Below are 11,905 nucleotides of genomic sequence, written 5' to 3' on the forward strand. Positions count from 1 at the left end.
TGGTGCCTCTATCCGACGGTACCTTGCCTGGCCCCCCGTTCGGGCCCCCCTTGGCACGGTTCACACGGCCGTGGCCGTGCGAACGGAATGTGCCAAGGGGAAAGACCGACGTCAGACGGCCGCGCCTGCGGTGGTCTTACGGGTGGAGACAATCTGGTCCACCAGACCGTACGCGAGTGCGTCGTCAGCGGTAAGGATCTTGTCGCGCTCGATGTCCTCGCTGATCTTCTCCAGCGGGGTGGTGGAGTGCTTCGCCAGCATCTCCTCGAGCTGGGTGCGCATACGCAGGATCTCGTTGGCCGCGATTTCCAGGTCGGAGAGCTGCTCACGGCCGGTCTGCGAGGACGGCTGGTGGATCAGCACACGGGCGTGCGGGAGCGCCATGCGCTTGCCCGGGGTGCCCGCCGCCAGCAGGACGGCGGCGGCGGAGGCCGCCTGGCCCATGCAGACCGTCTGGATGTCCGGCTTCACGAACTGCATCGTGTCGTAGATCGCGGTGAGCGCGGTGAACGAGCCGCCGGGGCTGTTGATGTAGATCGAGATGTCGCGGTCCGGGTCCATCGACTCCAGGCACAGCAGCTGCGCCATGACGTCGTTGGCCGAGGCGTCGTCGATCTGCACACCGAGGAAGATCACGCGCTCCTCGAAGAGCTTCGCGTACGGGTCGTACTCACGCACACCCTGCGAGGTGCGCTCCACGAAGCGCGGGACGACGTAGCGGTTGTCCACCTGCGGGCCGGTGTAGAGGCCGCTCGCGGAGGCGCCGGAGAAGTTGTTCATGTGGGTGTTCACCATCCTGGTGGCGTTTCTGTGGGCTGGAGGTCTCGGCGTACGAGAGGGTGCGGGGTGGTGCACGCCCGGATCAGGCGCCGGTGCCGCCGCCGCCCGGGATGCCCGACGCGACCGAGATGATCTCGTCGATGAGGCCGTAGTCCTTGGCCTCCTCGGCGGTGTACCAGCGGTCGCGGTCGCCGTCGCGGATGATCGTCTCCACGGTCTGACCGGAGTGGTGCGCGGTGATCTCGGCCATCCGCGTCTTCGTACGGAGCAGGTACTGCGCCTGGATCTTGATGTCCGAGGCCGTACCGCCGATGCCGGCCGAACCCTGGTGCATGAGGATGTCGGTGTTCGGGAGCGCGAAGCGCTTGCCCGCCGTGCCGCCGGTGAGGAGGAACTGGCCCATGGAGGCCGCCATGCCCATACCGATGGTGACCACGTCGTTCGGGATGTACTGCATGGTGTCGTAGACCGCCATGCCGGCCGTCACCGAACCGCCGGGGCTGTTGATGTAGAGGTAGATGTCCTTGTCGGGTTCCGCGGCAAGGAGCAGAAGCTGTGCGGTGATCTTGTTGGCGATGTCATCGTCGACCTGCTGACCGAGGAAGATGATGCGCTCGCCGAGCAGTCGGCTGTAGACCTGGTCACCGAGGCCTCCACCGAGGGACGGCTCTCCGGCGGCGTAGGGCATCAGATTCGTCACGTATCCACCTGCTCGTCTCTGACGGCTCCGGCCGTCTCAGCGTCTTCGTACCGGGTGGGCCGGGACTACCCGACCCTTCCTCTTCATGGACCCTAACGCGCAGGTGGGACAACGCCATCCCGCTTCCCCAACTGTTCGCTGGGAGCGCAAGGTAAGCAGTCCGCACAAGGGTTCCAGGGCGGTCCCCCCGGGGCGCGGGCCGATACGACGACGGGCCCCGGACTGATTCGTCCGGGGCCCGTCGTGCGGATCAGATCAACGAGCGGAGCGGGGCTCAGGCCTCGTTCTTCTCGTCCTTCTTCTCGTCGGCCGGCTCGGTGGTCTCCTCGGCGGCCTCGACCGTCTCGGTGGCCTCGTCCTCGTCGTCCTCGAGCTCGACGACCTCACCGTTGGTGTCGACGACCTTGGCGGCCTCGACCACGACGGCGAGCGCCTTGCCGCGGGCGACCTCGCCGACGAGCATCGGCACCTGGCCGCCTTCGACGACGGCCTGGGCGAACTGGTCGGGGCTCATGCCGGAGGACTGCGCGCGCCGCATGAGGTGCTCGGTGAGCTCCTCCTGGTTGACGTTCAGCTTCTCCTTGTTGACGAGCTCGTCAAGGATGAACTGGGTCTTGATGCCCTTGACGGCCTGCTCGGAGGTCTCGTTCTCGAACTCCTCCAGGGTCTTGCCCTGGATCTCGAGGTACTTCTCCAGGTCGAGACCCATCTGGCCCAGCTGGTGGTGCTCGAGGTTGTGCTTGCGGGTCTGGACCTCGTCCGCGAGAAGCTTCTCGGGGATCGGGACCTCGGCCAGCTTCAGCAGCTCCTCGAGGACGCGCTCCTGGGCCTGGGTGGCCTGGTCGTACTGCTTGGTGCTCTCGAGGCGCTTGCGGCTGTCCTCGCGGAGCTCGGCGAGCGTGTCGAACTCGCTCGCCATCTGCGCGAAGTCGTCGTCCAGCTCGGGCAGTTCGCGCGAGGCGACGGCGGTGACCTTGACGGTGACCTCCGCTTCCTTGCCCTCGGCGGAGCCGCCCTTCAGCTCGGAGGTGAAGGTGGCCTCGCCACCGGCCTCCAGGCCGGTCACGGCCTCGTCGATGCCTTCGAGGAGCTCGCCGGAGCCGATGGTGTACGAGACACCGGCGGCCACGCCGTCCTCCAGGACCTCTCCGTCGACCTTGGCCTCGAGGTCGATCGTGACGACGTCGCCCTCGGCTGCGGCGCGCTCGACCGGGTTGGTCGAGGCGAAGCGCTCACGGAGCTGCTCCACGGCCTTGTCGACGTCCTCGTCGCTGACTTCGAGTGCGTCCACGGTGACCTCGATGCCGGAGTAGTCCGGGATCTCGATCTCGGGACGGACATCCACCTCGGCGGTGAAGGCCAGCAGCTCGCCATCCTTGAGTTCGGTGATGTCAACCTCGGGCTGGCCCAGAACGTTGAGCTCACCCTCGTTGACAGCCTCGGTGTAGAACTTCGGAAGGGCGTCGTTGACGGCCTCCTCCAGCACAGCACCACGGCCGAACCGCTGGTCGATGACGCGGTTGGGGATCTTGCCCTTACGGAAGCCCTTCACCGTGACCTGCTGGTTGATCTTCTTGTACGCCGCGTCGAGGCTGTCCTTGAGCTCCTCGAAGGGCACCTCGATGCTGAGCCGAACCCGAGTCGGGTTCAGGGTCTCCACGGCGCTCTTCACGGTTCGGTCTCCTTGGTGGCTGACTTCTTGGGGTTCTGCTGGGCCGCCGAGAGGCGGCTTCGCGGATCGAGCCCGGTACATCAGACACACGGGCACGCAATTTGCATAGTAACGGCAAGCGGGAGGACTCCCACAATGCGATCTTGCTGGTGGTCGGGGTGGCCGGATTCGAACCGACGACCTTCCGCTCCCAAAGCGGACGCGCTACCAAGCTGCGCCACACCCCGTCGGTGCGACACGTAGGGTACATGCAGAAGGGCCCCGCGCAGACCGCTTCGCGCAGGCATCCCCGGCGCAGTCACGGGGGCACACCGATACGGGTGTGCGCGCACCTTCCCCGACCCGCTACGATGCTTCCCGTACCGAGTTCCGCCGGACCTCCCGGACCGGCGTCGCGGTGCTTGCGGGCGTAGCTCAATGGTAGAGCCCTAGTCTTCCAAACTAGCTACGCGGGTTCGATTCCCGTCGCCCGCTCCAACGGCTCAGGGCCGGCCGGAGGATTCTTCCTCCGGCCGGCCCTGAGTGTTTCCGTGGTCACTCGCCCGCCGGCTCCAGGGCCTCACGCATCGCCTTGGCGGAGGCCGCCGGGTCGTAGCCCTCGGGGACGCCGTCGACCAGGATGATGTCGCCCTCGATGTGCCGGGAACGCAGCGGTGCGATCTCCCTGTACGTCGGCGAGTCCCACCACGCACGCGCTTCGGCGATCCCGGGGAAGCCGAGCAGCACCACGCTCCCCGGCCAGCTCCCCTCCTTCACCTCGTGCGGCATGAAGTGCACCAGGAAGCGGCCGCCGAAGGCCTCGAAGGTCGCCGGGAGCCGCTCGACGTACTCGGCGATGTCCGGGTGCGGGGCGGCCTCTTGCAAGTGGGCTATCGCATAGGCGGGCACGGTGTCCTCGTCCTCCGGTGTCGGTCGGTCAGTGGTTCCGTGACGCCGGGAGCCCGGCAGTCGGTCCGGGCCGGGCTCCGCCACGTCACCTCAGAAGCTGATCTGGTTGATCGTGTCGGCTATCGAGTTCATGAATCTGTTGATCGACGGCGCGATGCCCGTCGAGGCGAGGAAGAAGCCGAAGAGCACGGCGACGACCGCCGGCCCGCCCTTGATGGATCCGCCGCGGATCAGCACCACCAGGACGATCCCCAGCAGAAGCACCACAGACAGTGAAATGGCCACGACTGATCACACCCTTGGTCGGTCCGCCTTGCCGGCCCGGTGGCATGCGGCCAGCACACCTCCGTCGCGTCCATCGTGCCACCAACTCGCCTGTGACTGCTGCCGGGTGATGGAGAGAGATGACCGGATCGCGCCATCCTCGCGCCCGCGTGCGACCAGGAGCGCCCTGGCGCGCTCCGGCGCACGCAGCGCACGCCCGGGGGCGGGGAGAGGGGCGCACCGAGAAGCTGTGCACCCGCTGTGCGCAGAGCAGTTCGAATACCGGCCGATGTGATCGTTTCCATATCCCCACACTTCATTCACAGGCTTTTGCCAGGAGTGCGTGCGACGTAATTCACTCTCACCAACCAGCCGCCGATATGCACCATTTAAGCCGGATGAATCATCACGTAACGGGCGGTTGCCGGTGGTTTCGCATTCGAAAGGCGGGGAACACGCGATATTTCTCAGGGGTTTTACGCATACCGATCGGCGGGTCTAAGGTGCATGAGATGTCCAAAGCTCCGAGCGAAATTCAGAGGGCCCCGATCACCCCGGAGAGCCGGGAGTCGGAGCCGAGACACGAGCAGATCCTGACGGCCCCGGGGGCGCCCTCCCCCGCCGTTCGGACAGCTCCTGCCCCCGTGGAGGCACCAGCACCGGCCAAGAGCCGTGACGCGTACTTCGACAATGTGAAGTACCTCGCGATCGTGCTCGTCGCCGTGGCCCACTCGTGGGAGCCGGTGATGGAGGGGAGCCGCGCGACGCGAGCGCTGTACATGGTCGTGTACACGTTCCACATGCCGGCGTTCATCCTCGTCTCCGGATACTTCTCGCGGTCGTTCAACATGAGCGCACCCAAGGTGAAGCGGCTCGTCACCGGCGTCGCGGTGCCTTACGTGCTCTTCGAGACCGCCTATTCGCTCTTCAAGCGCTACGCGGGCGGCGAGGGCGATTCGCCCATCACCCTGCTCGACCCGTTGTTCCTCACCTGGTTCCTGATCGCCCTGTTCATCTGGCGGGTGACCACGCCGATCTGGCAGTCGCTGCGCCACCCGCTCCCGGTCGCCCTGCTGATCGCGGCGCTCGCCTCGGTCTCCCCGGGCATCGGCGACGACCTGGACCTGCAGCGCGTCTGCCAGCTCCTGCCGTTCTTCGTGCTCGGCCTGCTGATGAAGCCCGAGCACTTCCAGCTGATCCGGCGCCGCGAGGTACGGATGCTGGCCGTTCCCCTGTTCGCCGTGACCCTGGCCTTCGCCTACTGGATCGCGCCGGACATGCGGCTCGGCTGGTTCTACCGCAGCGACAGCGCCCAGGAGCTGGACTTCCAGTGGTGGGCGGGGCCCGTGATGACCCTCGCGATGTTCGGATGCGCGCTGCTGCTCACGATCGCGTTCCTCGCCCTGGTGCCGCGCCGCCACATGTGGTTCACCGTGCTGGGCGCCGGGACGATCTGCGGTTACCTGCTGCACGGTTTCCTGATCAAGGGCGCCGGCTACTACGGCCTGTTCGACCGCTACGAGTGGCTCTCGGGGCCCGTTGGGCTCGTCCTCATCTCGCTGGTCGCCGCCGTGGCCGTGACCCTGTTGTGCACCCCGCCGGTCCGGCGCGCGCTCCGCTTCGCGACCGAGCCGGACATGAACTGGGCCTTCCGCAAGAACCCCGTCAAGCGCTGAGCCTGTCCGGATCGGCCCCTCCCCCCGGGGGCCGGTCCCGTCGGTGCGTCAGCCGGCCGCCGGGTTGGCCGGATCCCGCTGTTCGGCGGGGGTGACACCCCCCGCGAGCCCCAACAGGCCGCGCACCTGCGCATATTTCTCGCTCAGCCGGGTACGGGTCGCCGGCTCCAGAACCGCGAGCCGGTCCGGGTCCGCGTTGTGCGCCAGATCCGACTCCTTGATCAGCAGCGCCCCGGGTGTGGCGAGAATCCGCCCGGTGTACGTGAAGAGGTCCTCGCCGTCCCGCTTGGTGACGGCGAGGACCATTTCCTTTACCCGCCGGGGAAGCGGAGCCTCGTCCAGCCACTGCCGGGAGAGCGCGCCGTCCTCGACCGCGTCGTGCAGCCACGCGGCGGCGATCTGCTCCTCGCTGCCGCCCCGGATCCGCACACCCTCGGCCACCGCGGCCAGATGCTCCGCGTACGGGCGCCCCGCCTTGTCGGTCTGTGTGCGATGGGCCTCGCGGGCGATCGCTTCCACCTGGGACAGCGTCAGATACGGGATCGGCATGGGCCGACTGTACGTCGGGCACCGCTCCGCCCTGAAGGGTTCTCCGAGGCACTCCGAATCGTTCGGTAAACTAATTACTGACGATTCCTTGACGCACTCTTGACCGAACGAAGGAGACGGGCTCATCGGACACGCAGACACGCTCATCGCCATGGGGGGCGCGTTCCTCGCCGCCGCCGTCCTCGCCCGCGTCGGCGGCCGCATCGGACTGCCGACCATCCCCCTGTTCATCCTCGCCGGGATCCTCCTCGGCCCGCACACACCCGGGGTCGTCCTGCTCGACGACCCGCACGACCTTGAGATGCTCTCCGCGCTCGGTCTCGTGCTGCTGCTCTTCTACCTCGGCCTCGAGTTCCACCTGGACGACCTGAAGAAGGGCGGGCGCAAGATGGCGCTCGCCGGTGGCACCTATCTCGCCCTGAACGTCGGCGCGGGGCTCGGTTTCGGCTTCGCGCTGGGCTGGGGCACCTCGGAAGCGCTGGTCCTCGCGGGCGTGCTCGGCATCTCCTCGTCGGCCATCGTCACGAAGGTCCTGGTGGACCTCGGACGGATCGGCAGTCCGGAGACGCGGCCGATCCTCGGCATCATCGTCGTCGAGGACGTCTTCCTCGCCCTCTACCTGGCCGCCCTGCAGCCGATCCTGTCCGGCGCCGACAGTCTCGGCGCGGCGGTCCTCGACGGCGGGAAGGCGTTCGGCTTCCTGCTGCTGCTCGCCCTGGTGGCCCGGTTCGGCACGAAGCTCATCGGCAAGCTGATGAACACCAAGGACGACGAACTCCTCGTCATCTCCTTCCTCGGTGTCGCCGTCTTCGTCGCCGGGATCTCCGAGTGGTTCGGGGTGGCCGACGCGATCGGCGCGTTCATGGTCGGCCTGATGCTGGGCAGCACCACCTCGGGCCCCCGCATCCTGAAGCTGGTGCACCCGCTGCGCGACGCGTTCGGAGCGATCTTCTTCTTCGCCTTCGGGCTGTCCATCAACCCCGGCGATCTGCCGAGCGTGGTGTGGCCGGTCCTGGCCGCCGTCGCGGTGACCGTGGCGATGAACGTCTTCGCGGGGCTGGCGACGGCGAAGATCTACGCCTTCGGCCCGAAGGCCACGGCGAACATCTCCACCACCCTGCTGGCGCGGGGTGAGTTCGCGCTGATCCTCGCCACGATGGCGGCCGGCGCGGGCCTGGACGAACGGCTCTCCCCCTTCATCGCCGGATACGTGCTCCTGCTCGCGGTCCTGTCGCCCCTGGCGGCCGGCCGTTCGCACTGGCTCGCCCGGATCCTTCCCGGAGGACGGACACGGGACCAGGAGGCCGAGAAAGAGGCGGTACCGGTCTGACGCGCGGACGCCCGGGTGCGAGGGCCGAGCCCCGCACCCGGGAGGACTTCACGTTCGGGTGACGGCGGACACCTCAACTTGACGCCCGTACGGTTTCGACCGATTCGGCCGGATTCAGCCCCGGCGGGACAGCAGAAGCAGCGCGCGGTCGTCGTTGACGTCCTTCGCGCAGGCCTCGATCAGATGCCAGGCCGCGCCCTCGAAGCCCGTGGTGACGTAGCGGTCGGCCTCGCCGGTCAGCCGGTCGATGCCCTCGGCGATGTCCCGGTCGGACGCCTCCACCAGGCCGTCAGTGAAGAGCATCAGGACGTCCCCGGGCGCCAGCGAGCCCTTCACCGCGTCGAACTGCGCACCGTCGTACACACCGAGCAGCGGTCCCTCCGCGGCCATCTCCTCCCACCGGCCGCTGCCCGCGTGCAGCTGCAGTGCCGGGGGATGACCGGCCGAGAGGAGTTCGTAGTCACCGGAGTCCAGATCCAGGACGAGATGGATGGAGGTGGCGAAGCCCTCGTCCCAGTCCTGGCGCAGCAGATAGCCGTTGGCGGCAGGGAGGAAAGCGTGCGGCGGCAGGGAGCCGAGGAGTCCGCCGAAGGCTCCCGACAGCAGCAGGGCGCGGGAACCCGCGTCCATGCCCTTGCCGGAGACATCGGTCAGCACGACCTCCAGGGTGCGGCCGCCGTGGGTACGGGCGGCGACGACGAAGTCGCCGGAGAAGGACTGGCCGCCCGCCGGGCGGAGTGCCATCTCGCGGTGCCAGCCGTCGGGGAGGGGCGGCAGGGCGCTCTGGACCCTGATCCGCTCGCGCAGGTCGAAGAGCATCGTGCCGCCGCGCCGCCACGGCACCCCGACCCTGGCCCGGAACTGGGCGAGGACGAGCCCGAAGAAGCCGCAGGCCGCGACGGTCAGGACGATGCCCGGTGTGACCCGGGCGGGCCCTTCCGCGTAGGGGCCGAGGGCGACGGACTCCACGATCAGGGCCGCGGCTGCCGTCGCGTAGAGACTCAGCAGGCTGGCCGGCCGCAGCAGCAGTCCGCCCGCGACGATCGGCAGGGCCAGGGCGGTCGGTGAGCACCAGACCGGGTTGATCAGCGTGACGCAGGTGATCACCGGGATGATGATCAGCAGACCGGCCAGGGCTATCCAGTCGGAGCCGTCCCCGCGGAAGTAGTCGACTCCGGACCTGCGCAGCGCGATGCGCGCCCGGTGCGCTGATCTTCGCCACCGGGCGGGGTAGGTGTCTGCTCCTCTGCGACGGGCCATTGCCGGGACCTTATCCACCCGACGGCCTCCGGTGCAGGGGGACCCGGTGACAATGTGTTCGAAACTGGTTCGCTCAGGCCTCGCCGCCCTGGTAAGCAGGGGTCATGACTACGGAACTGCGGGTGTTGTCGGCGGAGGAATCGGAAGCCTGGTTCGGCTGTCTGGAGCTGGCTTTCGGCGGGGTCCCCTTCTCTCCCGAGAGCCGCGAGATGTACGCCGCCCTGGCCGAGCCGCAGCGTGCGCTCGCCCACTGGGACGGCGCGGACTGCGTGGGCACGGCCGGCTCGTACAGCTTCCGGCTGACCGTCCCCGGCGGGGCCGCGGTGCCGACCGCCGGGGTCACGGGGGTGAGCGTCTCCTCGACCCACCGCAGGCAGGGACTTCTGACCGCGATGATGCGGCGCCAGCTGGACGACGTCCGCTCGTGGGGCGAGCCGCTCGCTGTGCTGCTGGCGTCGGAGCCCGGCATCTACGGCCGGTTCGGCTACAGCGCGGCCACGACCGAGACGAAACTCCGGATCGACACCTCCCGGGCCTCCCTGGCGCTTCCCCCGGGCACGGACGGGGTGCGGGTGCGCCGGTCGTCACCGGCGCGGGCCCTCGACGCCTGCGAGGCGGTGTACGCGCAGCTGGCCGCGGGCCGGCCCGGCACTCCGCTGCGCCGGCCCGGCTGGGAGCGGGTGCCCGTCAACGACCCGGAGAGCGGCCGCGGCGACGGCTCCCCGCTGCAGTGCGTGCTCGCGGAGCGGGACGGCGAGGTCACGGGGTACGTGACGTTCCATCTGCGGCCCGCCTGGGACGACGCCGGCCCCCGGGGCACCGTGGCGGTGCGTGACCTGGCGGCGCTGGACCCCGCCTCGTACGCGGCGTTGTGGCGCTACCTCTTCGGGATCGACCTGACGACGGTCGTCGAGTGCCACAACCGGCCCGCGGACGACGCCGTGCTCCGGCTGGTCTCCGACGTCCGGCGCTGCGAGGTGCGGCAGCGGGACGGTCTGTACGTGCGGCTGGTCGAGCTGGGTGCGGCACTGGAGGCCCGGCGCTACCGGGCCCCCGTCGAAGTGGTACTGGAGGTGGAGGACGCCTTCTGCCCGTGGAACGCGGGGCGTTGGCGCCTGACCGCCGACGCCAAGGGCGCGGCCACCTGCCGGCGGACGGACGACGAGCCCGAACTGGCCCTTTCCGTGAACCAGTTGGCGGCCGCCTATCTGGGCGGCGTGTCACTGACGACGCTCGCGGCGGCAGGGCAGGTGCGGGAACTGCGGGCGGGCGCACTGGCGGAGACCGCCCTGGCGTTCTCCTCGGACACGCAGCCGTGGTGCCCGCACGGATTCTGAGCCCGCTCGGTCACCTTCCCGCCACGGACGGCTGGCAGGCCGGGCACCAGAAGAGGTTGCGGGCCGCCAGGTCCGCCGTACGGACCTCGGTGCCGCAGATGTGGCAGGCCTGCCTGGCCCGGCGGTAGACGTACACCTCGCCGCCGTGGTCGTCGACCCGCGGGGGCCTGCCCATCGCCTCGGGCAGGTGCTCGGGGCGGACGGTGTCGATGCGGTTGTTCCGCACGCCCTCGCGCATCAGGACGCCGAGGTCGGCCCAGACCGCTTCCCACTCGCCCCGCGTGAGGTCCTTCCCCTGTCGGTACGGGTCGATGCCGTGGCGGAAGAGGACCTCCGCGCGGTAGACGTTGCCGACGCCCGCGACGACCTTCTGGTCCATGAGCAGGGCGGCGACCGTGACACGGCTGCGGGAGATCCGCCGCCAGGCACGCTCGCCGTCCTCGCCGGCGCGCAGCGGGTCCGGGCCGAGCCGGTCGTGTATCGCGCGCTTCTCGGGGCCCGTGATCAGGGCGCACGTGGTGGGGCCCCGCAGATCGGCGTAATGGGCGTCGCCGAGCAGGCGCATCCGGACGGTGTCGGTGGGCGGCGGAGCCGGAGTCGTCCCGAAGCCGAGCTTGCCGAAGAGGCCGAGGTGGATGTGGACCCAGACCGCCCCCTCGAAGCCGAGGAAGAGGTGCTTGCCGTGCGCGTCGACGCCGGTGAGGGTCCGGCCGTCCAGCAGGGACGCGCTGTCGGAGAACTTGCCCTGGGGGCTGCTCACGCGCACCGGGCGGCCCGCGAAGCGCTCGTGGTGGTCCGCGGCGAGGCGGTGGATCGTATGCCCCTCGGGCACGGCGTTCTCCTGGTGACGCGCCTGTGCCGCCGGGTGAGGACCCGGCGGCACGGGGAAAGCGGGTGCGGGGCCGGTCAGCCCTGCTGCGGGTGGTGGGCCGGGATCGGGGGGAGCTCGCCGGTGTTCTCGTACGCCGAGAGCATCTCGATCCGGCGGGTGTGGCGCTCCTCGCCGGAGTACGGCGTGGCCAGGAAGATCTCGACGAACTTGGTGGACTCCTCCACCGTGTGCATCCGGCCGCCGATGGCCACCACGTTGGCGTCGTTGTGCTCCCGGCCGAGCGCGGCGGTCTGCTCGCTCCATGCGAGCGCGGCGCGTACGCCCTTGACCTTGTTCGCGGCGATCTGCTCGCCGTTGCCGGAGCCGCCGATGACGATCCCGAGGCTGTCCTTGTCCGCGGCCGTCCGCTCGGCGGCACGGAGGCAGAACGGCGGGTAGTCGTCCTGGGCGTCGTAGATGTGAGGACCGCAGTCGACGGCCTCGTGGCCGTGGGCCGTGAGCCACTCGACGAGGTGGTTCTTCAGTTCGAAGCCGGCATGGTCGGAGCCGAGGTACACGCGCATGGAGCGAAGTGTGGCACGGACCGGGCGGGGTAATGGTCAGCGGGGTCGGGACCC

At 69.2% G+C, this 11,905-nt stretch carries 12 protein-coding genes and 2 tRNA genes; 4 read left to right on the forward strand and 10 right to left on the reverse strand.

All coding sequences use genetic code 11. From position 1 onward, the window contains the following. Positions 1 to 111: 111 nt before the first annotated feature. The 4 genes from AB0P41_RS02600 to AB0P41_RS02615 all read right to left on the reverse strand — a co-directional run bounded on the left by AB0P41_RS02600 (position 112) and on the right by AB0P41_RS02615 (position 3,379). A complete protein-coding gene (locus AB0P41_RS02600; RefSeq protein WP_356715532.1) occupies positions 112 to 795 on the reverse strand; it encodes an ATP-dependent Clp protease proteolytic subunit in 684 nt (227 codons plus the stop codon). A gap of 67 nt (positions 796 to 862) precedes the next feature. Beyond that, positions 863 to 1,468, reverse strand: a complete 606-nt coding sequence (locus tag AB0P41_RS02605; RefSeq protein ID WP_031091967.1) for an ATP-dependent Clp protease proteolytic subunit — start codon at positions 1,466 to 1,468, stop codon at positions 863 to 865. Positions 1,469 to 1,754: 286 nt separating this feature from the next. Continuing rightward, entirely contained in the window at positions 1,755 to 3,152 is a 1,398-nt protein-coding gene (tig, locus tag AB0P41_RS02610; protein ID WP_356715534.1) for a trigger factor, read from the reverse strand. Between the two features lie 150 nt (positions 3,153 to 3,302). Then, positions 3,303 to 3,379 (reverse strand) — tRNA-Pro (locus tag AB0P41_RS02615). Between the two features lie 176 nt (positions 3,380 to 3,555). On the opposite strand from AB0P41_RS02615, the gene AB0P41_RS02620 reads away from it, so the two are divergent. After that, positions 3,556 to 3,629, forward strand: a tRNA-Gly gene (locus AB0P41_RS02620). A 57-nt stretch (positions 3,630 to 3,686) separates the two neighbouring features. On the opposite strand, the gene AB0P41_RS02625 is transcribed toward AB0P41_RS02620, so the two are convergent. Together AB0P41_RS02625 and AB0P41_RS02630 are read right to left on the reverse strand one after the other, a co-directional pair. Then, positions 3,687 to 4,040 (reverse strand): DUF1330 domain-containing protein, encoded by a 354-nt coding sequence (locus tag AB0P41_RS02625; protein ID WP_365929592.1) that lies wholly within the window; start codon positions 4,038 to 4,040, stop codon positions 3,687 to 3,689. A gap of 90 nt (positions 4,041 to 4,130) precedes the next feature. Then, positions 4,131 to 4,325: a hypothetical protein gene (locus AB0P41_RS02630; protein WP_356715538.1), complete on the reverse strand. Its 195-nt coding sequence runs from the start codon at positions 4,323 to 4,325 to the stop codon at positions 4,131 to 4,133. A 491-nt stretch (positions 4,326 to 4,816) separates the two neighbouring features. On the opposite strand from AB0P41_RS02630, the gene AB0P41_RS02635 reads away from it, so the two are divergent. Continuing rightward, on the forward strand, positions 4,817 to 5,980 hold the full coding sequence (locus AB0P41_RS02635) for an acyltransferase family protein (protein ID WP_356715540.1): 1,164 nt from the start codon (positions 4,817 to 4,819) through the stop codon (positions 5,978 to 5,980). A gap of 48 nt (positions 5,981 to 6,028) precedes the next feature. On the opposite strand, the gene AB0P41_RS02640 is transcribed toward AB0P41_RS02635, so the two are convergent. Beyond that, positions 6,029 to 6,529 carry an HD domain-containing protein gene (locus AB0P41_RS02640; RefSeq protein ID WP_365929594.1) on the reverse strand — a complete coding sequence of 167 codons (501 nt, stop codon included), beginning with the start codon at positions 6,527 to 6,529 and terminating at the stop codon, positions 6,029 to 6,031. Between the two features lie 151 nt (positions 6,530 to 6,680). Here AB0P41_RS02640 and AB0P41_RS02645 point away from each other — a divergent pair, with 151 nt between their 5' ends. Next, positions 6,681 to 7,859 (forward strand): cation:proton antiporter, encoded by a 1,179-nt coding sequence (locus AB0P41_RS02645; RefSeq protein ID WP_356715544.1) that lies wholly within the window; start codon positions 6,681 to 6,683, stop codon positions 7,857 to 7,859. 114 nt (positions 7,860 to 7,973) lie between these two features. On the opposite strand, the gene AB0P41_RS02650 is transcribed toward AB0P41_RS02645, so the two are convergent. After that, complete coding sequence (locus tag AB0P41_RS02650; RefSeq protein WP_356715546.1) at positions 7,974 to 9,119, reverse strand: PP2C family protein-serine/threonine phosphatase; 1,146 nt, start codon at positions 9,117 to 9,119, stop codon at positions 7,974 to 7,976. Between the two features lie 104 nt (positions 9,120 to 9,223). Here AB0P41_RS02650 and AB0P41_RS02655 point away from each other — a divergent pair, with 104 nt between their 5' ends. Further along, entirely contained in the window at positions 9,224 to 10,456 is a 1,233-nt protein-coding gene (locus tag AB0P41_RS02655; RefSeq protein WP_365929597.1) for a GNAT family N-acetyltransferase, read from the forward strand. 10 nt (positions 10,457 to 10,466) lie between these two features. Here AB0P41_RS02655 and AB0P41_RS02660 read toward each other — a convergent pair whose 3' ends face one another. Together AB0P41_RS02660 and AB0P41_RS02665 are read right to left on the reverse strand one after the other, a co-directional pair. Continuing rightward, the gene (locus tag AB0P41_RS02660; protein ID WP_365929599.1) at positions 10,467 to 11,288 is read right to left on the reverse strand and encodes a DNA-formamidopyrimidine glycosylase family protein; all 822 of its coding nucleotides are present in this window, start codon (positions 11,286 to 11,288) and stop codon (positions 10,467 to 10,469) included. Positions 11,289 to 11,362: 74 nt separating this feature from the next. Beyond that, entirely contained in the window at positions 11,363 to 11,851 is a 489-nt protein-coding gene (locus tag AB0P41_RS02665; protein ID WP_356715551.1) for a ribose-5-phosphate isomerase, read from the reverse strand. Positions 11,852 to 11,905 lie beyond the last annotated feature (54 nt).

The sequence above is a fragment of the Streptomyces sp. NPDC079167 genome (assembly GCF_040686735.1).
Lineage (GTDB): Bacteria > Actinomycetota > Actinomycetes > Streptomycetales > Streptomycetaceae > Streptomyces.